Below are 21766 nucleotides of genomic sequence, written 5' to 3' on the forward strand. Positions count from 1 at the left end.
TTTTTGCATGGGATTATCAGGATTACATTGAGAAAACATGTTTTTCCCAAGCTAAGGTTTAACTCGATGGCTCACTTCGAACTTAACGGGCAGTGGATGCTTACCTCGCCACAGCGCCCCAATCTTGAAATTCCAATGTTTATTCCCGGCGATAATGTGTCGGCGCTTTTACAAGCAGAGCAGATTCCAGATCCTTATTTTGCCGATAATGAAAACAAAGTTCGATGGATTGAAGAGTGTGAGTGGCATATCTCACGTGAGTTTGAAGTCGACGCGTTTACGTTGTCTGCCAAGCAAATTTGGATGACGCTAACTCGTGTAGATACCTTGGCAACCTTCTATGTTAATGGTGAGCTAGCACTAACTTGCAGCAACATGTTTACCCAGCAACGTGTGGATATTAAACCGCATTTAAAGCAAGGTACTAACACGATTCGGGTTGAGTTTGCTCGGGTGGATTTAGAAGGTATCGCAAGAGCAAAAAAATTGCCATTTCCTATTCCATCGGCAATGGGCAACAACCAAATTCCACACATGAACTTGATCCGCAAAACACAATGCCATTCCGGATGGGACTGGGGCATTTGTTTGATGGTGTCGGGTATTTACGACCCCATTCAAATCGACATTGTGAATGAGCTTTGGCTCAAAGGCTTCTCGACAGAGCAGCAATGGCAAGCCGATGGGAGTGTGTTTCTTGATGTAGTAGTTGAAGTGGAAACGGACAGTCAACGCCATGAAATGATGGTTGAATTTAATGGTGAGCGTCAATGTATTCAAACAAAAGGAAGTGGTCACTATCATTGCCAGTTCCACATTTTGGAGCCTCAACGCTGGTGGCCATCGGGTTATGGCGAAGCGTATCTCTATCCCATTACCATTTCTTGCAGAGAGCAAAAGTTAACGCACAACATTGGTTTGCGTCAGTTAACTCTAAATAATCAAGCTGATGAGCACGGCTCTGCAATGGAATTTATCGTCAATGGCGTACCGATTAATGCTAAAGGTGCCAACTGGATCCCTATTGACGCAATGCCGGGGCGAGAGTGCGAAACACGTTATCGCAACCTTTTGCAAAGTGCGGTTGACGCCAACATGAACATGATTCGCGTATGGGGCGGTGGTCAGTACGAGAGTGAAATCTTTTATAACCTTTGTGATGAACTTGGCTTGTTGGTGTGGCAAGACATGATGTTCGCCTGCTCGTTGTACCCATCAAACGACGAGTTTTTAAAAGAGGTAGAAGAAGAACTTAGATTCCAAATCCCGAGGCTCAAGGAGCACCCATCAATCGCACTTTGGTGTGGTGACAATGAAGTGATTGGAGCTATTGGTTGGTATGACGAATCTAAGCGCAGTAAAGTCAAATACACGGTTAACTACGATCGCCTCAACCGCATGATTGAGAAGGAGATTACCGAGCAAGATAGCACTCGCCGTTTCTGGCCAAGTTCCCCATGTAATGGTGAACTGGATTTCGGTGATGCGTGGCATGATGATAGTAAAGGCGATATGCACTTTTGGGACGTTTGGCATTCAGGAAAATCATTCAGTGCCTACCTTGACGTGAATCCTCGTTTTTGCTCTGAGTTTGGTTTTCAATCTTGGCCATCTTTTGCTGAAGTTAAGCGGTTTGTCCCTGAGCAAGACTGGAATATTACATCCCCAGCTTTCGAACAACATCAGAAGAACCCTCGTGGTAATAGTATTATCACAGAGATGTTCACGCGCTATTTTCGTTTTCCCTCTGGATTTGAGAGCATGCTGTATTTAAGTCAAGTTCAGCAGGCAATCGCGATCAAAACTGCATGCGATCATTGGCGTGCCATTTCTCCAGTTTGTCGCGGCATGCTGTACTGGCAACTCAACGACAATTGGCCTGTCAGTTCTTGGTCTAGTTTGGAATACAGTGGTCGATGGAAGCAGTTGCACTACCATGCAAAACGCTTTTTTGCGCCGCAGTATTTGGTATTTTCCGAGCATACAGGCGAGTTGAGCCTACATTTGCTCAATGATGCCAAAGAGTCCGCAAGCGTCAACGCATTGCTCAAGTGGGTAGATTGGCAAGGGGAAGAAAAGCAATGTTGGAGCTTAGAACAAACAGTCATAGCAGACAGCAATACGATTTTGTGGCAATTGGATGAATCGATCGAGAAGGACGAACTTACGTCAGGCTTCTTCTATGTTGAAGCGCAAATCGGTGAAGACAGAATAAGCAACACATGGTTTAGTACTCATGAGCTAAAAACCTTGCCGATAGCGAAAGCCAATATAGGTGTCTCTATTGAAGGGAGGCGAATTACATTGATTGCGGATAAGCCTGCGTTTTTTGTTCATTTGGAGAGTGACGCTGATGGAAGGTTCAGTGACTCTAGTTTTACTCTGTTGGCCAAGGTTCCAATGACGGTTGAGTATTTAGGTGATGATGTTTCAGGTATGCAGCAGTCGTTGAGGGTATGCCACCTTAATGATTAAAGCAGGCATAGAACATCTATATGCTGATAACTAAAAAGGGAGCGTTTGCTCCCTTTTTAGTTACCAAGTATCCGTTATTAAGCTCAGGTTGAGACAGAAGTTTATTTAAGCTTCTGATGGACCCGATAGCTAACGACAAAGCCAATGTAGAATAGTGCAGCAAGAGTAATCACTGCCGTCGCGTACGCCAGCAGGCTGTTTAACCCTAAACCAAAAGCCAAAGTGAAGGCGATACCATGAATGGCTTCCGCAGGGATTCGGTACCAAGCAGCGTGGAAGGAAGATCCGAAGAGGATAAAGGTACTAAGTAAGACAATCGTGCCGCCTATAAAGCCGACCCATCTGCTGTTGTTCATGTTGCAGTCTCAGGGGTTACCGAGGTAACGTAACAAAATATTTCAGGATCGTATTATACAACCGATCATCGCGAAAAGCGCTAGAGAAATTTCGCGGATAAAACAGAGTGTTTTAATTCGAACAAAAGAATACGACCATAGCCAACTTAATACAGGAATAACAAAACATGTTGAGATTTATACAACGTCGCCGCATTAAGAAAGTGATTAAACTAATGAGTACCAGATTGGTGGTGGGATACGGCAGTCGTGAGTACTTTTCGGTTGGTCAGGTAAAGACGAGCACCAGCGAGTTAAGCGCGTGCCAACAAAAAATTGCGTTGGCATTATATGCGGATCCGCAACATCTTGATTTGGAAAACCAACCAGAGTTGCAAGCAATACGCTCAGACGTGGCGCATGATTTCTTTTCTGGTGCCGACTATACCGCTCAAGATGTGCTTAATTTACTCGGCTCTGGTGGCTGGAAAGGCGGCCGAATGGAAGATGGAATGTCTCATCATTTTGGTATGCACAGTCGCTATTAAAAACATGCGTTAATTTTATAAATTCGATAAATATTTTTGCTGTTAAAGATTAATTAAATTTTCTTTCAATTGGGTAACAATTACCTAATTATGCACCCGAATCCCAGCGCGTCGCTGGACTGGTTGGATTGCATACCATGAAATTAATCATCAAAGGATTGGGGCTGAGTGCTCTTGTGCTCAGCATGTTTGCTCATGCAGATAGCAAAACGTTGAACGTTTATGCATGGGGTGGCTATTTGCCGGAAGCATCGTTAAAAGCGTTTGAAAAACAAGAAGGCGTTACGATTAATTATTCGACCTTTGAGAATAATGAATCAATGTACACCAAGCTAAAATTGCTAAAAGGTTCTGGTTACGATGTGGTTTTTGCTTCTGCGTACTTCATTGAAAAAATGGGTCGAGAAGGACTGCTTTCGAAAATAGATCACGCTCAAGTGCCAAACATGCAAGACACAATGGACGGCTTACTTGGCCAAGCGCACGATCCGAAAAATGATTACTCGCTGCCTTATATTTGGGGCATTACAGGGATCAGCTACAACGAATCCATGGTTGAGCAACCAGTGACAAAATGGGCTGACTTATGGGAGTCTCAATACGAACAACAAGTTATGTTGATTGATGACGTCCGCGACGTGTTCGGTATGGCGCTGAAGAAAAATGGCCATAGCGTGAACACAAAAGACGAAGCTGAAATCGAACAGGCTTTTGATTCTCTAGTTGCGCTGAAAAACAACGTATTACTGTATAACTCAGATGCGCCGCAAGTCCCTTACGTGTCCGGTGAAACATCGGTCGGCATGCAATGGAACGGCAACGCATTCCAAGGACAGGTTGAAATGCCTGAGCTGAAGTTCGTGATGCCGGAAGAGGGCGCGGTATTATGGATGGACAACTTCACTATTCCGTCTGGCAGTAAAAACAAAGCATTGGCGCATAAATTTATTAACTTTATGTACCAATCAGAGAACCAAGCGGAAATCGTGACCAGTTTGGGTTATGCGTCGGCAACGAACGCTGGGCGTGACAAATTGCCAGAAGAGTTGAAAAATAACCGTACTATTTTCCCTTCATCAGAAGACATGAAAAAAGGCGAGTTTATTAATGATGTTGGCGCAGAAACGTTAGCGATTTACGAAAAGTACTGGCAACGTTTAAGAACGCAATAAGCAACGTCTTTGCCTATTGTTAGGCTTAAAATCGTTCAAATTTGGATTCCCCTCATCACGAAAGTGGTGAGGGGAATTTTTTATAGGCTTTGTACTGCGAGTGTTGCTACGCGGCACGCTTTACGAGGCAGAAGTGCTTTTTACCGCGTTGCAGTAACCAATATTGATCAAACAGTGGGAAGCTTAAACTCGGGTTATCAGCCCCCACTTTTTCACCGTTTACACTGATGGCGTTGTTGCTGATGTGTTCGCGTGCAACACGCTTCGAACTTGCTAAGCCCGACTCAATCAACAGCTCAACCAAATCTTGTTGTGTGCTCTGAATGCTTGGTAAACCATCCAACTCCAACTGTTTTAATTCACCCAAACTCAGTTGTTGCACATTACCGCTGAATAAAGCTTGAGTGATGCGCTCGGCGCTAGCTAGGCCTTCTTCGCCATGAACAAATCGCGTCATTTCCTCAGCGAGGATACGTTGTGCTTGTGGCTTACCTTGGCTTGCTTGGTCTTGCGCTTCAATGCTGGCAATTTCTTCGCAGCTCAAGAACGTGTAGTAACGCAGGAAGTGGTAAACGTCGGCGTCTTCTGCGCCAAGCCAGAACTGGTAGAACGCGTAAGGAGAGGTCTTGCTAGGATCTAGCCATACTGCACCGCCTTCGGTTTTGCCAAATTTGGTACCATCGGATTTGGTGATCAGCGGCAGAGTTAAGCCAAATACTTGCTCACCATTTTGACGGCGAGTTAAATCGATCCCGCTGACGATGTTTCCCCATTGGTCATTGCCACCGATTTGCAAACGGCAACCGTATCGACGGTTTAGCTCGGCAAAATCGTACGATTGCAGTAGGGCGTAGCTAAATTCGGTGAAGGAGATACCTTGGTCAGGTCGTTGCAGGCGTTGTTTTACCGATTCTCGGTTGACCATAGTATTGATCGAGAAGTGCTTACCCACATCGCGGAAGAAGTCGATCACATTGATCACTTTCATCCAGTCAGCGTTGTTCACCATGATCATCGGCTTGGTCAGTTGGTGGTTCATCAACTGCTGAATTTGATTAGAAAGATCGTTAACCCAGCCTGAGACGATTTCCTCTGAGTTCAGACTGCGCTCAGTCGCTTTAAAGCTTGGGTCGCCAATCATGCCCGTTGCACCGCCAATCAAGGCAACAGCTTGGTGTCCGGCATCTTGAAAGCGCTTAAGCATAATCAAAGGCACGAGGTGGCCGATATGCAAGCTGCCAGCTGTAGGATCGAAGCCGCAGTAAACGGTTTGTGGCTGTGAGAGAAGTGTCTGAATTTCTTCCAAATCGCTGGCTTGTGCAATCAAGCCACGATCTTGTAAATCTTGCAGTAATGGTGTCGTCATTCTTTTTGTCTGTCTTAGTGGTTGTTACATTTAGACTAAAACGCGACACCTTTTCTCGATATATCCCTTAAGGGACAGTTTTTATCTTGAATGGAGAATGAGGTGATTGAGGAAAAGCTGGAATAACTCACTCAATGAAGACACATTTAATTGCGAGTAAATTCGCTTTCGATGATTTTTGACCGTGCCTTGAACTAAGTGTAACCGCGCGGCAATTTCTTTGGTGTCAAACCCTTGAGCGAGAAGCGAAGCCACCTCTTGTTCGCGACGGGTGAGTGATTCTACGCCAAACGTTGCTAAAGCTTGCTCAATGGCTAATCGCATACTGCCAGAATAAGCACTCTGTGCAAAAGCAGGCTCAGAAAAGGTAAATTCCGTTTGTTTCCAATGCTGCTGACAAAGCGACTGAATTATCGGGAAATAGGGCTTTAGCTTATTGATTTGTTGCTGAGAAAAGTATTTTCCATCAGTCATATATCCGAAGTACAGCATGACCCAACGGCCAGATTCAACTTCGACTAGCATGCTAAGCTCGTCTTTCCACCCTGTTTGATGATAGAACTGCTCGCAGTATGAGGTGAAGTCAACGCCTTTACGCGCCACGTCTTTGAGCGTAAATACGCCTTGTTGCTTTGTCTCGTTTAGTTTGAGAAAAAAAGGGTCATTTTGAAATGAGTCAGTAAGGTAGCGTTGAAAAAGTAACTCTCGCTCGTTCTCAATTGAGTCGTAGAGATAAATAGGATGTTTACCTTCTCGGTAACCTAAAATAACTGCGCAATCAAAATGAAAAAGAGTGCGAATGACACGCATAAGTTTAGGAGTAAAGTTAGGCGTGTTAAGAGCAGAAATTGCTTCTGCTAGCAGATTATTAAAGTTATTGTCAGGCATGGGATACCGAATTGCAGGTGGTTTTGCGCAAGCATAACCAAAAGCAATCCAACGAGAAAGGGAAGTCGCCATCTTCTGGTGACTTCCATAGAGAAAGTTGCGTAAGTGCTCAGTTTTGAGGAATCATATCCACGTTAACTTATTGATAAGGGTGCATAACAACGGTTTTATTTAAGCGATTAGTTGCTATGCATTACTGCGAGTTAGTGAGCTCTTCGTTAACCCAATATTTAGAACCAGACACGTTAGCATCGATGAGTAAACCTTTAGCGTTCAACTGATAGACGGCGACGCCGCTGTTAAATTGTTTTGAAAGTTGCTCTGAATCTTCGCCCGCAACAGCAGAGGCTTCACTTGTGGCCTCCCATCCTTCGTTGACGAACGTATCAAAATCTTCTTTGCTCTCAAACAGAACCACTTGTTGGTAAAATTTGCCGCCAGCCCCAAGTGCAACGCCCAAACCAAACATATTCATATAAGTGCGTTCTTCTGTTTCCTTATTCACTGCGACTCCTGACCCTGAGTTGGTGTGAAACAGCAAAGATAATTTACGAGAATCAAAGACCGCGTAGCCGTACGCGTTGTCGTAAATAGCTTTTGCCTCCGGCTTTTCATTAAATAACTTGAGCAAAGCGCTATCTGCCATTAAGTCCACGGCTTGGCGAGCTTCTTCTGGCGTATCGCCTTCCATCAGCTCATCAATTTTTTTGTCGGCAGCATCTATCCATTCTTTGCTCTTCTCGATGCTGGCTTCTGTCCATTCGCCTGCGGTATTGATCGCTTCCTCGGACCAATTCGTGAAATCTTGCCACGCTTGTTTTGAAAACGCTTTGGTGTCGTCCCAAGCATCTTGTGCAGTATCAGAAACTGCGTCGCCAAGCTCAGACATTTTATTGGAAATTTCATCCCAATCGGCATAAGCAGGGGATGCCAGGAGCATCAATGTAGTAAGGAGTGCGATAGGCTTTTTCATCAAATTCTCTCTGGAGTTATCGATATACCATTCATTTTAGGTCATCAGACTTTGATAATGAAATTGACTAAATGACGAACTTGAGAGAGGAATCACGAACTGATTGTGAAATGACGTGTGAATAACAAAGCCCTCACAAGGGGAGTGTGAGGGCTAGAGTTTATCGTGTGTTACTTGCTGCTAACTTTACCTAGTTTTAACCAAGTATCGATAACCGTATCTGGGTTTAGTGATACAGAGCTAATTCCTTGATCCATTAGCCATTCCGCTAGGTCGTCGTGGTCTGATGGGCCTTGACCACAAATACCAACGTATTTGCCTGCTTTTGTTGCCGCGTCAATCGCCATCTGAAGCATCACCTTAACCGCTGGGTTGCGCTCATCAAATAGATGTGCAACATCGCCAGAGTCACGATCAAGTCCAAGCGTTAACTGAGTCATGTCGTTTGAGCCAATCGAGAAGCCGTCAAAGTACTTCAAGAACTCATCGGCAAGGACCGCGTTGGATGGCAGTTCGCACATCATGATGACTTTAAGACCCTGATCGCCACGGCGCAGATCAAACTTCGCTAGCAAATCAATCACTGATGCTGCTTCGCTTGGTGTACGCACAAATGGGATCATGATTTCAACGTTTTTCAGACCCATTTCGTTACGAACGCGTTTGATTGCTTGAGTTTCTAGCTCGAAGCAGTCTTCAAACACTGGAGAAATGTAACGAGACGCGCCACGGAAGCCAAGCATTGGGTTTTCTTCATGCGGTTCGTATGCTTTACCGCCAACCAAGTTGCTGTATTCGTTAGACTTAAAGTCAGACATACGAACAATAACGCGTTTCGGCCAAAATGCCGCAGCAATGGTTGCGATACCTTCTGTCAGTTTGCTTACGTAGAAATCGATAGGATCTTTGTAACCACGAATACGCTGAGTGATTTCTGCTTTTAGCTCATCGCTTTGTGCATCAAAGTTAAGTAATGCTTTCGGGTGGATACCAATCATCTTATTGATGATGAATTCAAGACGAGCAAGACCAACACCTTCATTTGGAATTTGTGCGAAGTCAAACGCACGATCAGGGTTACCCACGTTCATCATCACTTTTGTTGGTAGCAGTGGCAGTTCATCAACAGAAGAGCGTTTTACATCAAATTCAAGTTCACCTTGGTAAACGTAGCCCGTTTCACCTTCAGAACAAGATACGGTCACGGTTGCGCCATCGGTTAACTTGCTTGTCGCATCGCCACAGCCAACGATTGCAGGAATACCAAGCTCACGAGCGATGATGGCAGCGTGGCAAGTACGGCCACCACGGTTGGTTACGATTGCAGATGCTTTTTTCATCACTGGTTCCCAATCTGGGTCAGTCATGTCTGTAACTAGCACGTCACCTTCTTGGACTAGAGACATTTGGTCCAGAGAGTCAACCAAGCGAACCACGCCTTTACCGATGCGCTGACCGATTGCACGACCTTCAACCAAAACATCCGCTTTGTTTTGTAGCTCGTAGCGCTCAATCACGTTTTGTTCCGTTTGTGAACATACGGTTTCAGGACGCGCTTGAACAATGTACAGCTTGCCATCAATGCCATCTTTTGCCCATTCAATGTCCATTGGACGCTGATAGTGCTTTTCGATGATCATTGCTTGTTTTGCGAGCTCTTTGATCTCGTCGTCGTTCAATGAGAACGTGTTGCGCTCTTCATCAGAAGTATCAACGATATCAACTTGTTTGCCGATTTCTTGGTTATCTGAGTAGATCATTTTGATCAACTTAGAACCAAATGTTTTCTTAACGATTGGGTGTTCGCCTGCTTCAAGCATTGGCTTGTGAACGTAGAACTCGTCAGGGTTTACTGCACCTTGAACGACCATCTCGCCTAGACCCCATGAAGAGGTGATGAAGACAACTTGGTCGAAACCCGATTCAGTGTCTAGTGTAAACATAACACCCGACGAGGCTTTATCTGAACGCACCATACGTTGGATCCCCGCAGATAGCGAGATGCCACGGTGGTCGAACCCTTGGTGAACGCGGTAAGAAATCGCACGGTCGTTAAATAGAGAAGCGTAAACGTGCTTAGTTGCTTCTAGTACTGCGTCGATGCCTTTCACGTTCAAAAACGTTTCTTGCTGACCAGCAAAAGAAGCATCAGGTAGGTCTTCTGCCGTAGCAGATGAACGAACTGCGACTGAAAGCTCAGGATTGCCTTCGATCAGTTCTTGGTAATTTTCACGAATTTCTTGTTCAAGGTCCGCAGGGAAAGGGGCCTCTAATACCCATTGACGAATGTTTGCACCTGTCTTACGCAGAGCTTCTACATCTTCAACGTCTAGTTCATCGAGTAATTGGTGAATACGCTCATCCAAACCTTCGTGGTCAAGGAATTGGTTAAACGCGTATGAGGTTGTCGCAAAACCATTTGGTACAGAAACGCCTGCGTTTGCTAGGTTAGAAACCATTTCGCCAAGTGAAGCATTCTTACCGCCGACTTTGTCGACATCATCCATGGATAGGCCATTGAACCAGAGGGTGTTCTTTTGCATGTCTTTCTCCAGAAACATTGCAGCTTAGTAGGGGGACTTAAATCGATCTAAACAATCGCATGTTGGCTGTTATTACACGTTGACCATACATTGCTTCATTTAGATTGATATCAAAGGCAAACGATTACGTTCTGGCTGAAAAAAATTCAAAAGAATTTTTAAAGCTGTGGTGAACCTAACTGAAAGCCAAACTGATTTATTAATATTATGTGTACCATCCTACTCAAAAGATTTTGAAAAATTAAACAGAAATGCAAATAAATAACCAAAGTCGTGATGTATTCTATGTTTCTGACGGTACGGCGATAACATGTGAGACATTAGGGCATGTTGTTCTCGGTCAATTTCCGTTCATTCCTAACGAAAAAACCTTTCCGTTTGTAGAAAGCCAGGACAAAGCTACTGACGTAGTCAAAGAAATTGAAACTTCCTACCAGCGCAATGGCGTCAAACCTCTGGTCTTTTTCTCAATTGTCGTTCCAGAAGTACGTGAAATGCTGCTTGAAGCGCCGGCATACAGTTACGATGTTTTGGAAAGCATTGTGCAGAAAGTGCAAGACGACATTCAGATGGCACCAAAGCCTAAGTTGCAGCGTTCTCGCAGCGTGGGGAAAGATTCCGATACCTATTTCGACCGTATTGCGGCCATTGAATATACATTGGCGCATGATGATGGCATTACGCTAAAAGGGTTGGAGCAAGCTGATATCATCTTACTTGGCGTGTCGCGCAGTGGAAAAACGCCGACTAGCTTGTATATGGCGATGCAATTTGGTTTACGTGTTGTGAACTATCCGTTTATTGCGGAAGATGTGAAGATGATGCGTTTGTTACCTGAGTTTGAGATCCATCGTCATAAGTTGTTTGGGCTGACGATCGATCCCGAGCGCTTGACTGAAATCCGTGAGAATCGTTTGTCTGGAAGTGATTACGCTAGCACAGAGCAGTGCAAGCTGGAGCTAGACACTGTTGAGGCGTTGTTTAGAAGAGAGGCGATCCCATATATCAATACGTCCTCTCTGTCTGTTGAGGAAATTACTACGCGTATTCTGGAAAAAGCAGGAATGAAGCGTCGCTTGTTTGGCTAACAAGAGACGCTCATGTCGCTATGTGTAAGAGGAGGTAAGGTGTGTACCTCCTCTATCAAATGAACCTTAGACAGAATTAATAGTATTGGAACATCTTTTGGATGTCTTGATAGTTTTTGGTCTGAGTCAGTGACAGCATCAGTAAGATACGTGCTTTTTGCGGGTTCAATGTACCAGCGGCAACAAAGCCGTATTTTTCGTCATCAATTTCAGCATCCAAAGTGGTTGAGCCGCTAGGCGTTCGGGAGCTTCTTACAACAACAACGCCATCTTTACTCGCTTTCTCTAGCTCATCAAACACAGTGTGGTACAAGTTACCATTACCGACACCAGCACTTACGATGCCGTCAAACTTCGCATCCACAAAGGCTTTCACTGGCAAATTGGAGGCATTTGCATAGTTATAAACAATACCGACCTTAGGCAACTTAGTAAGCTTTGATACATCGAGTGGGGTTTCTGTCGTATGTTTACGCTCTGGGCTTCGTTGATATTTGGCATCGCTATTATGAATGTAGCCGATAGCACCAAAGTTGGGTGACTGGAAAGTGCTGACGGAGGTTGTATTGGTTTTTGTCACATCTCGCGCATCGAAAATCGTGTCATTCATTGCGACTAGCACGCCACGTCCTTCTGAATCTTCATCGGTGGCTGTTACGACTGCATTGTATAAGTTGACTGGTCCATCAGCACTCATTGCGGTGGAAGGACGCATTGCACCGACGATCACGACAGGCTTTTTGCTCTTGACGGTCAGATCAAGGAAGTAAGCGGTTTCCTCTAACGTATCCGTACCATGAGTAATGACGATGCCGTCAACATCATCTTGAGCGAGTAGCTCATTAACTCTTTTCGATAATTTTAGCCACACTTCATCATTCATATCTTGTGAACCGATACTGACCACTTGCTCTCCAGAAATATCGGCAATCTTGGTCATACTCGGCACCGCAGAAATCAATGATTCAACGCCGACTTTACCTGCTGTGTAGTTTGATTCTGTTGCAGATTGACCTGCGCCTGCTATGGTGCCGCCAGTGGCAAGAATTTTAATGTTCGGAAGATCGGATTGCGCGAAAGACAAAGAACTAAGGCACAAACCAAGGGTTATCGTACTGAGGCGGAAAAGATTTTTCGTCATGGGAATCACCTGCTGTTAGGTTGGATGTTGGGGAACTCATCTATCCTAAAAACAGCGGGTTAGATTTTTTGAGTACTAGTTCAACAAATTGCAGATGAAGATCGTGATCAACTAATCATTTAAAGAATATCAAATCAACCAGTTAACCTAATTGACGTGCTTCTTTAACAAGTGAGATGTGCTAGTAACGTGCACAACGTGTTAAGTCCTATAATTTATTGATTTATAAATAAAGGAGGTAGGAGTCTCGTGATGAGGTTATTAAACATGAATTTAGCCGTGCAATTTTCCAAAGTTTACAGTGTAAAAAAAAGCGGCTTTACCCCGGAACAGATAAAAGCCGCTTGCCAATGATGTGTTAATTCACATCTTATCGCATAATCATTTGTTCACGACCAGGACCCACAGACACCATTTTTACTGGTACGCCCATGAGTTCCTCAATGCGTAGAACGTATTTCTGTGCTGCTACTGGAAGCTCTTCAAACTTACGACAACCTGTGATGTCCTCGCTCCAGCTTTCCATCTTCTCGTAGATTGGCGCAAGAGAGGCAGTTTGAGGCCAGATTGGGTTTTTGCTGTGGTCGCCTTCGTAGCCAACACAGATTTTCAGATCGTTAAGGCCAGTCAAACAGTCTACTTTCGTTAGTGCAATTTCAGTTGCGGCTTGCAGTTCAACGCCATTCTTCGTAGCGACTGCGTCGAAGTAGCCCATGTCGCGTGGACGACCCGTAGTTGCACCGAACTCGCCAGCAAGTTCGCGGAAAGCGTCTTGCTCTTCCATTGCAGTGATCAACGTACCAGTACCTACTGATGAGCTGAATGCTTTTGCAACCGCAATAACGCGTTCAGGACGAAGTGCCGGAAGGCCACTACCGATACCCGCGTACATTGATACAACGTTAGAAGATGTTGTCCAAGGGTACTCACCGTAAACAAGGTCACGACCCGCGCCAAGCTGCGCTTCGAACAATAGAGTTTTGTCTTTCGCTTGTAGTTCTTTTAGAGGAAGCGTTACGTTGCAAATTGAATCGCGCCAAGGTGCAGAGACTTCTAGCAGCCAGTTCGCCAGTTCTTCAGCGGTTTGTTCAAACTCGAACGTCGGGTAAAGTGCACGCAGTTGCGGCAGTTTCCAATCCATCATGAATTGAAGGCGTTCAACCAATACTTCTGGTTGCTTCAACCAACCAACTAGGATGCCTTTCTTCATCACGCGGTCACCGTACGCAGGTGCAATACCTTGACGAGTTGAACCGTATGCTTTGTCGCCTAAACGTTGTTCTTCTAGCGTATCTTCTAGTGCGTGTAGAGGTAGACACAGTGTTGCGCGATCAGAGATGCACATATTCACTTTTACGCCCGCTTCTTCAACTTCCGCAATCTCCTGAGACAGCAACGCAGGGCTGATAACCATACCCGGACCTAACACTGCCAAACAGTCTGGGTTGAATACGCCACTTGGTAGCTGGTGCAGCTTAAACGTACCTAGATCGTTAACCACGGTGTGACCCGCGTTGTTACCACCTTGGAAACGAATGCTCGCAGAAGCTTGCTCTGCCAAAAAGTCAACGATGCGGCCTTTGCCTTCATCACCCCAGTTTGCACCCACAACAACGATAGACGACATAATTTAATCTCCAAAAACAGATGCAAAAATCTTAAGACGTTCGCCATAATAAGAGAAATTAATTATACTCATTAACTTGATAAGAATCTCATATCGGAATTGGCAATGTTAGATTTGAACTGGCTGCGAACCTTCGTCACTCTTGCAGAGGTAAAACACTTTGGTAAAACAGCGACGGAACTGCACATGACGCAGCCGAACGTAAGTTTGCATATCAAGCAGTTGGAGCAAGCCACGCGCACGAAATTGATTGAGCGAAATCCCGTGCAGTTGACGCAAGCGGGGAAGCGTTTGTTAGCTACGGCGCAGCGGATGCTCAATGAGCTGCAAATTTGTCAGTCAGATCTCAATGCCATCAACGATCTTACGCAGGGGACGCTTTCTATTGCGGCGAGCGATATTGTTTCCCGTTTACTGCTTATCAAACCATTTCAGCAATTCAAAAGTGAATATCCGGGGATCGACTTGGCATTGTTCAACACCACATCTTCTCAAGCGGTGGATTTGGTGAAAAGTGCGCGTGCCGATATCGGCTTTGTTATCGCACAAAAAGAGAGTCAACCGCTGCATTTTACGCCTCTCACGCAAATTCACTGGTGTGCGTTTGGCGATAACATTTTTGAGTGGCAAGACAATCGAAAAGAGAGCCAGACGCTAATCCTGCTAGGGCACGATACTCGAACCCGAGAGCTGATTGATGCGTCTTTACCTGAGCTAAATCTGCCTAAGCATCGCGTGATGGAAGTGGGCAGTGTAGAAGCACAAATCGACTGGGCGGAAGCGGGGTTTGGGACTGCTATTGTGCCGGATTTCTCGCTCGATCCGAGATTAAAGCTTTCTCGTGAAGTTACGCCTTTGCCAAGTTTTCCAAACACTGATTTCGGCTACATCGTGCGTCAAAATCAGGTGTTATCCAAAGCGGCAAAACAGTTGTTGGCTTGGGTTGGCGAGAATGTGTCGGTGGTTGAGGGCTAAGACGATGAAAGAAAAGGCCATGAAAGAGACGAAGATTACGATTTCGCTCCCATCCTTGATTCACCGTATTGGGGGCGACCATGCCAAGCGAGCGAAAACACTCGCAGCAGAAAAACAGTGCGATCTTAAGCGAATTAGACGATCTCGTCACTGGCAAATCTCGGGCGAGGCTTTGGATGTAAAAGCGTTTTTAGAGCATCTCAAAAACGAAGAAGCAGAGACGATGCGATTTGCGATCAACAAAATCGAACAAGCTCTACTTGCTCACCAAGACAAATTGGAACCTTTGGACGTGAAGTTGATACGTTTGGTGAGACAAAACCCAAACATCACCTTAGCGGAGCTGATGGCTGAAACGAACTGCACGTTAGTTCAAGCTCGCACGGCACGATTTGATGCTGAGTTGCTTTAAGATCGGTTTGTGGTTTACTCACTTTATTAACAGATGTTAGGGTACCGATCAAAATCACTCACTAAGACCATTTTATTATGGATATTTGGCAGCTTCTCCTTTTTATTCCTGCTTGCTTTGCTCTAAATATGGCTCCAGGCCCAAACAATTTATTGGCAATGAATAATGCTCGTTGTTACGGCTTTAGGGCCGCGTTTACGGCCAGTTTAGGCAGAATTGCTGCTTTTTCAGCGATGATTGCGTTGTCTGCATCAGGTCTGGCTGTGATTTTGTATACGTCAGAAATGCTATTTTTGGCAATAAAGCTGGTAGGGGCGCTGTATCTACTGTGGATTGCGTTTAACCTTTGGCGCTCAGAGTCCAGCCCGATCTCTGACTTAGACAATTCGCGCAACTACGCAGGACTTGCGAAGCAAGAATTTACGCTTGCTGCTGGCAACCCGAAAGCGATTCTTATTTTTACTGCATTCTTGCCGCAATTTGTTGATGCCAGTGCCAACGTTCAAGAGCAGTTTTTTGCCCTTGGATCGACGTTTTTGATATTAGAAATGGTCGCCATTTCAATTTATGCCATCTTTGGTTTGTACTTGAGACACTGGTTTTCAAATCCAAAAATGGCGAAACGTTTCAATCGCGGATGTTCGTTGTTTTTAGCCGCATCAGGGGCGAATTGGCTACTAAGTAAGCAATAACAACACATCATCTCTGTAGATTATTTTTCTATAAAAAGAGCCGCTGATGTTACATCAGCGGCTCTTTTAGTTGATGCATCGATTATTTATTGTTACCACATCAAATCGTCAGGCACGACGAAATCTGCGTATGGGTCGTCTTCTGCTGGAATGTCCGATTCAGATTCTTTTTGTTCGATGATGACGGACTCATCACGTTGAGCAATTTTATTCGCTACTCCACGTGGAATGACAACATAGCTTTCACCAACAATTGCGATTGCCAAAATACCTTTGATCAACTGCTCGCGGATAAGTGAATCTACATAAAGTGATTTCACTAGCGTACCGTGAGTGAAGTTGTATTTGATGTCGCCATCTTTTAAGTCGATCTTGTTCATCTCAATCAATTGATTGATCTGCGCTTTGATCTCTTTATTTAATCGCTCAGCATTTTGCTGCTCGCTCAATTGTTTATCACGCTCTAACTGTTGGCGTTTATTCTCTTCAACCGCCGCTTTTACTTCGCGTGCTTGAACGCGTGATTTTTTAGAGCCTTTCTTCGCTTTCTTTAGTTTCTTTTCATTAACTAAGCCAGCTTTCAGCATTTGTTCTTGAAGGGTAAGTTTTGCCATGTTTTATCCAGTTAGTGCGCAATTTTGGGCATTTTACCCACTATTGCCACTTGTAGTAAATAATAGTGCTTTCTATGGGTCTAAAATGTTTGGTTGGCTTGTTATCTCTTTAATGGAAAGTGCAAAGCGGGCCTTCTCCAAAGCCCGCGAGCGTTACTGAAATCTAGGTGGGTTATGGCTGCCACTGTTTAGATGTGACAAGGTTATCCATCACTTTGTTTACCGCTTGATGCGCTTTGTCGACAATGGTGTCTATATCGTTACGGTTCGCGATAAGCGGTGGAGCAAATCCGAGGATGTCACCATGTGGCATGGCGCGAGCGATTAAGCCTTGCTCTAAACAGGCAGCCGCGATTTGCGGGCCTACTTTCAAGTTTGGATCAAAGTGTGCACGGCGGAGCTTGTCTGAAGAAAACTCCAACGCATGCAACAAGCCAACGCCACGAGTATCACCGACCAATGGATGATCGCTAAACGTCTCCGCCATGCGTTGCTGCAAGTAAGCGCCGACTTCGGCCGCGTTTTTTACCAAGCCTTCACGTTCAATGATATCGAGGTTGCAGTTCGCGGCTGCCGCTCCCATTGGGTGACCAGAGTAGGTATAACCGTGTCCGATAGCGCCCCATTGGTCGGTGCCGTTTTCTAGCACACTCCAAACTCGTTCACCGACGATCACGCCAGACAGCGGTTGATACGCTGAGGTTAACCCTTTCGCTACCGTGATGAGATCTGGTTTCATGTCGTAGTGCAGTGAGCCAAAATCGGAGCCGAGGCGACCAAAGCCACACACCACTTCATCCGCAATCAAGAGCACATCGTATTTGTCGAGCACTTTGCGAATCGCCTGCCAGTACCATGCTGGTGGTGGCACAATACCGCCAGTACCGAGCACTGGTTCTGCAATCATTGCTGCTACCGTTTCTGGGCCTTCTTCCAAGATCATCGCTTCGAGTTGATCTGCGCAATATTGAGAGAATTCTAGCTCAGACATACTCTCGTCTTCACGGCGATAATAATATGGCGCGATGGTGTGTTTGATACGCTCAAGTGGTAAATCAAAATGGGCGTGGAACAGCGGCAAACCTGTCATTGAACCGGACGCGATACTTGAACCATGGTAGCCGCGGTTACGCGAAATGATTTTTTTCTTCTCTGGTAGACCACGAGCATTGTTGTAATACCATACCAACTTAAGTTGAGTTTCGTTCGCGTCGCTGCCTGACATGCCGTAGTAAACTTTGCTCATGCCTTCAGGCGCCATTTTGATGATGCGATCTGACAGTGTCACGAGCGCTTCGTTCGTATGACCGACGTACGTGTGGTAGTACGCCAGTTCTTTGGCTTGCTCATAAATCGCATCGGCCATTTCGGTCCTGCCATAGCCAATGTTTACACAATACAACCCGGCAAAGCCGTCTATCAGCTCGATGCCTTCTGAATCGGTGATGCGTATTCCGCTTCCGCTCGAGATCATTCTTCCCGGAAGCTCCCCGGCCGCATACTGCTTCAGGTGGGTTGAGGCATGAAATACTCTCTGACGATCGATCTCTAAAAGTTGTTGGGTTTTGTTACTCATGATCCTTCTCCTCGAATAATTGGATATCCATATTTCGTGTCTCAACTGCCACTGACGGTTGGTAAAGCGCCTAAGCAGCAGTATTTGATTTCGCTGTATTCTTCAAATCCGTGACGGCTTCCTTCTCGTCCAAGACCAGACTGTTTCACGCCGCCGAATGGGATAGGGTGCCCTGTCATTTTGACGGAGTTCACGCTCACCATGCCAAACTCCAAACCGCGCATGCAGTGCCAAATTTGGTGGATATCGTGACCATAAACATAGGCAGCTAAGCCGTATTCAGTGTCGTTGCTCATTTCAATCACGGTATCTAAGTCTTGGTAAGGCAATACGCCTGCCACAGGACAAAAATTCTCTTCGCGATACACCGCCATTTCAGGGGTGACATCGGCTAGCAATGTCGGCGCGAAGAAGTTTTCGCCTGGTACGGGCTGGTGGTATCCCGCTACCAATCGTGCGCCTTTGTCGAGCGCGTCACGCACCAAATCATGCGCTTTATCCACCGCAGTGCGATTAATAAGTGGTCCCATGGTGGTTTTTTCGTCTAAACCATTGCCCAAAACGATGTGGCTCATTTCTTTGGCAAACGCTTCCAAAAACGCTTCGTACTTATCGTCAGGGACGAAAACACGGTTTGCGGCCAAGCAGTCTTGTCCTGCGGCTTGAAACTTCGCATCCACGGCGGCTTTGGCTGCTTGCTCGACATCCATATCTGGCAGCACGATGAAAGGAGCGTTACCACCGAGCTCCATACTGCACTTCTTCACGGTTTGTGCCGCGTCGCGTAGCAACAGTTTGCCTACTCGAGTTGAGCCTGTGAACGAGAGCGCTTTGACTTTATCGGAGTGACACAAGGTTTGTGACACCATCACCGCATCGCCAGTGATCACGTTAAATACACCAGGTGGAAAGCCAGCTCGGTCTGCTAACTCTGCCAACGCTAACGCAGAAAAAGGCGTTTCACTGGCGGGCTTAATGAGCACCGGACAGCCTATTGCTAGTGCGGCTGCGGCTTTGCGTGTGATCATGGCATTAGGAAAGTTCCATGGCGTAATCAGTGCTGCGACACCAATTGGCTCGCGCACCGTTGATAGCTGCGCATTCGGAATATGACTTGGGATGGTTTCGCCATAACAGCGGCGTGCTTCTTCGGCAAACCAACGAACAAAGGATGCGCCGTAGTCAATCTCACCTACAGCATCACCTAGTGTTTTTCCTTGCTCCATCACCATCAAATGAGCAAGATCTTGCTTTGATTCTAGAATCAGGTCGTGCCAACGCATGAGAATTTCAGCGCGCTCTTCTGCTTGCATTTTTCGCCATTGACGAAAGGCTTGGTCGGCTTCATCAATCGCTTGATAGAGTTGTTGCTGAGATAGCTTAGTGATGTAACCGATGACCGTGCCATCTGCTGGATTATCCACCGGATGAAATTGATCACCACTTACCCATTTGCCATTCACGTACGCTAAACCTCTCACCAAACGTACGTCTTTCATTATCGCCATCATGTCGTGCGAGGCTTTTAATTCTTCAGCGTGTAAGCTGTGCAGTGCTGTCATGAGTCCTTCTCCCAGCATCGTTGTCCATAATGAAACTGTAATGGAGAAGTGACCGAAATAATTTCTGATACCGAGGTTTAAAACGTCAGAACTTTCTTTTTAGTGCCGTTAAATATGGTGTTTTTTCTGTTAACGCCTGATGCGCATTTTCCCTTTTATAACAAAGCGTTTTGGTTTACTTCGAATGTGCCCGCATCACGTTTGATTGTTTTTGTCACAATGTAAGTAAAGTAGCGCTCAATGCCCACATCTGAGTCTAACCAGTTGTCGATAAGCCGCTGATATTGGTCGATATCTTCTGACTGAATTTTAAGGATGTAATCGACACCACCGCCCGTGGCATAGCAATCAGTGACTTCTGGTGAATGTTGAACCAGTTGCTCGAAGCGTTTGAACGCTTGGGCGTTGTGTTCTTTGAGCGTAACTTCAACCATAACTGACGTTCGTTTGAACAAAATATCGGTATTTACTTTTGCTCCGTAGCCTTCAATGATGCCTGCTTCTTCCAGTTTTTTGACGCGCTCCCAGCAAGGGCTCACGGATAGGTTGATGGCCTCGGCAAGGTGAGATTTGGTGATACGACCATTATCATGAAGTATTTGTAGAATTTTTACGTCGTAGCGATCGAGGCGCATTATGAGTCTCCCTGTTGAATACTAATCATTTCATAAAGGCTGATGACTGGTCGCTGTTATAAGGTGCTTTCCAGTTTGCTTCTGGTATGCCATTTGTTTTGATTTCTTTAGTTGGCTTTTCAATCAGCCTATCTCGCCGCAGTCTTCGGCTATAACTGCGATAGTGTCACCGATATTCACCATAGCAGGAAAACGACGCGCCGCGAAAATACCATTGCGCTGTGACTTGTACTCAACGGGGGCGGTACCTGTGCGCTCGGTCGAGAAGATTCTCACTAATACATCTCCCTTTTTGACGGTATCGCCAAGATCAAATAAGTATTCTGTGATGCCGTGGTGCTGGCTTTGCACATAACAACTTGCATCAGGCATATCTAATAACTTAGTTGGTTGGGTTGGTTGTTCGTAGTCACCGGGCAAGTTGCCTGAGAAGCGTAAGAAGTTGCGAATGCCACGGTCGGAATAAGCGATGGTTTCTGGAGTGCTGGTTCCGCCTCCTCTTAGTTCGGTGGTAACAAAGATTTTTCCCTGAGACTCCACGGCAGTGTCATACAGGCTGGTGGCGTCCATTTCGAGCAAGATCATGGTGTAAGGTGCGCCAAACAGTTTTGCACCTAATATGCAGGCTTCTTCTTGATCGAGATTGTCGAGACGATGGGCAGCGGCGAACGGAACGATATCTAACGTTTTACCACCTGAGTGAATGTCTAACGCAAAATCGCACTTAGGAACTAGGTAACGAGTAAAATAATCCGCAATTTTCTCGGTCACTGTGCCTATGGGGTTGCCGGGAAAGCTGCGATTTAAATTCCCTTTATCGATAAACGACGTACGTGAGGCATTTTGTACCGCAGGTAAGTTCATCATGGGTACAATAATGACACGACCTTGGATTTGATCTGCCTGAAGCGAGTTCGTCAATTTTAGCAGGCTGGTGATGCCTTCGTATTCGTCTCCGTGATTACCGCCAGTAAGCAGTGCGGTTGGTCCGTGACCATTTTTGATCACGGTGATAGGTATCATAATACTGCCCCAAGCGGAGTCGTCATGTGAATAGGGCAGCGTTAAAAAGCCGTGCTGTACACCTTCTCGGTCAAAGTCTATGGTGGCTGTGATCGAGCTTTTTTGCATATCAAGTCCTTTT

General features: G+C 45.7%; 19 protein-coding genes. 7 read left to right on the forward strand and 12 right to left on the reverse strand.

Features of this window, described 5'->3' with window-relative positions:
• Positions 1–66 precede the first annotated feature (66 nt).
• A complete protein-coding gene (locus KI742_RS00995; protein WP_285384964.1) occupies positions 67–2475 on the forward strand; it encodes a glycoside hydrolase family 2 protein in 2409 nt (802 codons plus the stop codon).
• Positions 2476–2576: 101 nt separating this feature from the next.
• On the opposite strand, the gene KI742_RS01000 is transcribed toward KI742_RS00995, so the two are convergent.
• Positions 2577–2831, reverse strand: coding sequence for a hypothetical protein (locus KI742_RS01000; protein ID WP_206970384.1), 255 nt, complete (start codon positions 2829–2831; stop codon positions 2577–2579).
• Between the two features lie 167 nt (positions 2832–2998).
• Here KI742_RS01000 and KI742_RS01005 point away from each other — a divergent pair, with 167 nt between their 5' ends.
• Together KI742_RS01005 and KI742_RS01010 are read left to right on the forward strand one after the other, a co-directional pair.
• Entirely contained in the window at positions 2999–3358 is a 360-nt protein-coding gene (locus tag KI742_RS01005) for a DUF6559 family protein (protein WP_054577718.1), read from the forward strand.
• Between the two features lie 137 nt (positions 3359–3495).
• The gene (locus tag KI742_RS01010; RefSeq protein ID WP_047102765.1) at positions 3496–4530 is read left to right on the forward strand and encodes a PotD/PotF family extracellular solute-binding protein; all 1035 of its coding nucleotides are present in this window, start codon (positions 3496–3498) and stop codon (positions 4528–4530) included.
• A 106-nt stretch (positions 4531–4636) separates the two neighbouring features.
• On the opposite strand, the gene tyrS is transcribed toward KI742_RS01010, so the two are convergent.
• The 4 genes from tyrS to ppsA all read right to left on the reverse strand — a co-directional run bounded on the left by tyrS (position 4637) and on the right by ppsA (position 10300).
• Positions 4637–5896 carry a tyrosine--tRNA ligase gene (gene tyrS, locus KI742_RS01015; protein ID WP_206970382.1) on the reverse strand — a complete coding sequence of 420 codons (1260 nt, stop codon included), beginning with the start codon at positions 5894–5896 and terminating at the stop codon, positions 4637–4639.
• Between the two features lie 81 nt (positions 5897–5977).
• Positions 5978–6784 (reverse strand): response regulator transcription factor, encoded by an 807-nt coding sequence (locus KI742_RS01020; RefSeq protein ID WP_206970464.1) that lies wholly within the window; start codon positions 6782–6784, stop codon positions 5978–5980.
• A 193-nt stretch (positions 6785–6977) separates the two neighbouring features.
• Positions 6978–7757 (reverse strand): hypothetical protein, encoded by a 780-nt coding sequence (locus KI742_RS01025; RefSeq protein WP_005373824.1) that lies wholly within the window; start codon positions 7755–7757, stop codon positions 6978–6980.
• A gap of 170 nt (positions 7758–7927) precedes the next feature.
• Positions 7928–10300, reverse strand: a complete 2373-nt coding sequence (ppsA, locus tag KI742_RS01030; protein WP_005373822.1) for a phosphoenolpyruvate synthase — start codon at positions 10298–10300, stop codon at positions 7928–7930.
• A 251-nt stretch (positions 10301–10551) separates the two neighbouring features.
• Here ppsA and KI742_RS01035 point away from each other — a divergent pair, with 251 nt between their 5' ends.
• A complete protein-coding gene (locus tag KI742_RS01035) occupies positions 10552–11388 on the forward strand; it encodes a pyruvate, water dikinase regulatory protein (RefSeq protein WP_005373820.1) in 837 nt (278 codons plus the stop codon).
• Positions 11389–11464: 76 nt separating this feature from the next.
• On the opposite strand, the gene ansB is transcribed toward KI742_RS01035, so the two are convergent.
• Positions 11465–12529, reverse strand: coding sequence for an L-asparaginase 2 (ansB, locus tag KI742_RS01040; protein ID WP_285384961.1), 1065 nt, complete (start codon positions 12527–12529; stop codon positions 11465–11467).
• Between the two features lie 370 nt (positions 12530–12899).
• The gene (locus KI742_RS01045; protein WP_005387066.1) at positions 12900–14156 is read right to left on the reverse strand and encodes an adenylosuccinate synthase; all 1257 of its coding nucleotides are present in this window, start codon (positions 14154–14156) and stop codon (positions 12900–12902) included.
• Between the two features lie 105 nt (positions 14157–14261).
• On the opposite strand from KI742_RS01045, the gene KI742_RS01050 reads away from it, so the two are divergent.
• The 3 genes from KI742_RS01050 to KI742_RS01060 all read left to right on the forward strand — a co-directional run bounded on the left by KI742_RS01050 (position 14262) and on the right by KI742_RS01060 (position 16235).
• On the forward strand, positions 14262–15131 hold the full coding sequence (locus tag KI742_RS01050; RefSeq protein ID WP_005373812.1) for a LysR family transcriptional regulator: 870 nt from the start codon (positions 14262–14264) through the stop codon (positions 15129–15131).
• 19 nt (positions 15132–15150) lie between these two features.
• Positions 15151–15543 carry a ribosome recycling factor family protein gene (locus KI742_RS01055; RefSeq protein WP_017819813.1) on the forward strand — a complete coding sequence of 131 codons (393 nt, stop codon included), beginning with the start codon at positions 15151–15153 and terminating at the stop codon, positions 15541–15543.
• A 77-nt stretch (positions 15544–15620) separates the two neighbouring features.
• Entirely contained in the window at positions 15621–16235 is a 615-nt protein-coding gene (locus KI742_RS01060; protein ID WP_285384960.1) for a LysE family translocator, read from the forward strand.
• A gap of 92 nt (positions 16236–16327) precedes the next feature.
• On the opposite strand, the gene KI742_RS01065 is transcribed toward KI742_RS01060, so the two are convergent.
• From KI742_RS01065 to doeB, 5 genes are all read right to left on the reverse strand, one after another.
• Positions 16328–16849, reverse strand: coding sequence for a DUF2058 domain-containing protein (locus KI742_RS01065; RefSeq protein WP_186585493.1), 522 nt, complete (start codon positions 16847–16849; stop codon positions 16328–16330).
• Between the two features lie 172 nt (positions 16850–17021).
• Complete coding sequence (locus KI742_RS01070; RefSeq protein ID WP_285384958.1) at positions 17022–18425, reverse strand: aspartate aminotransferase family protein; 1404 nt, start codon at positions 18423–18425, stop codon at positions 17022–17024.
• Positions 18426–18466: 41 nt separating this feature from the next.
• Positions 18467–19987 (reverse strand): NAD-dependent succinate-semialdehyde dehydrogenase, encoded by a 1521-nt coding sequence (locus KI742_RS01075; protein ID WP_285384957.1) that lies wholly within the window; start codon positions 19985–19987, stop codon positions 18467–18469.
• Positions 19988–20142: 155 nt separating this feature from the next.
• The gene (locus KI742_RS01080; RefSeq protein WP_005373784.1) at positions 20143–20622 is read right to left on the reverse strand and encodes an Lrp/AsnC family transcriptional regulator; all 480 of its coding nucleotides are present in this window, start codon (positions 20620–20622) and stop codon (positions 20143–20145) included.
• Between the two features lie 123 nt (positions 20623–20745).
• Entirely contained in the window at positions 20746–21753 is a 1008-nt protein-coding gene (gene doeB, locus KI742_RS01085; protein WP_005373782.1) for a N(2)-acetyl-L-2,4-diaminobutanoate deacetylase DoeB, read from the reverse strand.
• Positions 21754–21766 lie beyond the last annotated feature (13 nt).

Origin of the sequence: Vibrio sp. D417a (genome assembly GCF_030248595.1) — a bacterium.
Lineage (GTDB): Bacteria > Pseudomonadota > Gammaproteobacteria > Enterobacterales > Vibrionaceae > Vibrio > Vibrio alginolyticus.

Bases quoted from the DNA above. Each gene is read 5' to 3' on its own strand.
- KI742_RS00995 (WP_285384964.1), top strand. From the start codon at position 67: ATGGCTCACTTCGAACTTAACGGGCAGTGGATGCTTACCTCGCCACAG.
- KI742_RS01000 (WP_206970384.1), bottom strand. From the start codon at position 2,831: ATGAACAACAGCAGATGGGTCGGCTTTATAGGCGGCACGATTGTCTTA.
- KI742_RS01005 (WP_054577718.1), top strand. From the start codon at position 2,999: ATGTTGAGATTTATACAACGTCGCCGCATTAAGAAAGTGATTAAACTA.
- KI742_RS01010 (WP_047102765.1), top strand. From the start codon at position 3,496: ATGAAATTAATCATCAAAGGATTGGGGCTGAGTGCTCTTGTGCTCAGC.
- tyrS (WP_206970382.1), bottom strand. From the start codon at position 5,896: ATGACGACACCATTACTGCAAGATTTACAAGATCGTGGCTTGATTGCA.
- KI742_RS01020 (WP_206970464.1), bottom strand. From the start codon at position 6,784: ATGCCTGACAATAACTTTAATAATCTGCTAGCAGAAGCAATTTCTGCT.
- KI742_RS01025 (WP_005373824.1), bottom strand. From the start codon at position 7,757: ATGAAAAAGCCTATCGCACTCCTTACTACATTGATGCTCCTGGCATCC.
- ppsA (WP_005373822.1), bottom strand. From the start codon at position 10,300: ATGCAAAAGAACACCCTCTGGTTCAATGGCCTATCCATGGATGATGTC.
- KI742_RS01035 (WP_005373820.1), top strand. From the start codon at position 10,552: ATGCAAATAAATAACCAAAGTCGTGATGTATTCTATGTTTCTGACGGT.
- ansB (WP_285384961.1), bottom strand. From the start codon at position 12,529: ATGACGAAAAATCTTTTCCGCCTCAGTACGATAACCCTTGGTTTGTGC.
- KI742_RS01045 (WP_005387066.1), bottom strand. From the start codon at position 14,156: ATGTCGTCTATCGTTGTTGTGGGTGCAAACTGGGGTGATGAAGGCAAA.
- KI742_RS01050 (WP_005373812.1), top strand. From the start codon at position 14,262: ATGTTAGATTTGAACTGGCTGCGAACCTTCGTCACTCTTGCAGAGGTA.
- KI742_RS01055 (WP_017819813.1), top strand. From the start codon at position 15,151: ATGAAAGAGACGAAGATTACGATTTCGCTCCCATCCTTGATTCACCGT.
- KI742_RS01060 (WP_285384960.1), top strand. From the start codon at position 15,621: ATGGATATTTGGCAGCTTCTCCTTTTTATTCCTGCTTGCTTTGCTCTA.
- KI742_RS01065 (WP_186585493.1), bottom strand. From the start codon at position 16,849: ATGGCAAAACTTACCCTTCAAGAACAAATGCTGAAAGCTGGCTTAGTT.
- KI742_RS01070 (WP_285384958.1), bottom strand. From the start codon at position 18,425: ATGAGTAACAAAACCCAACAACTTTTAGAGATCGATCGTCAGAGAGTA.
- KI742_RS01075 (WP_285384957.1), bottom strand. From the start codon at position 19,987: ATGACAGCACTGCACAGCTTACACGCTGAAGAATTAAAAGCCTCGCAC.
- KI742_RS01080 (WP_005373784.1), bottom strand. From the start codon at position 20,622: ATGCGCCTCGATCGCTACGACGTAAAAATTCTACAAATACTTCATGAT.
- doeB (WP_005373782.1), bottom strand. From the start codon at position 21,753: ATGCAAAAAAGCTCGATCACAGCCACCATAGACTTTGACCGAGAAGGT.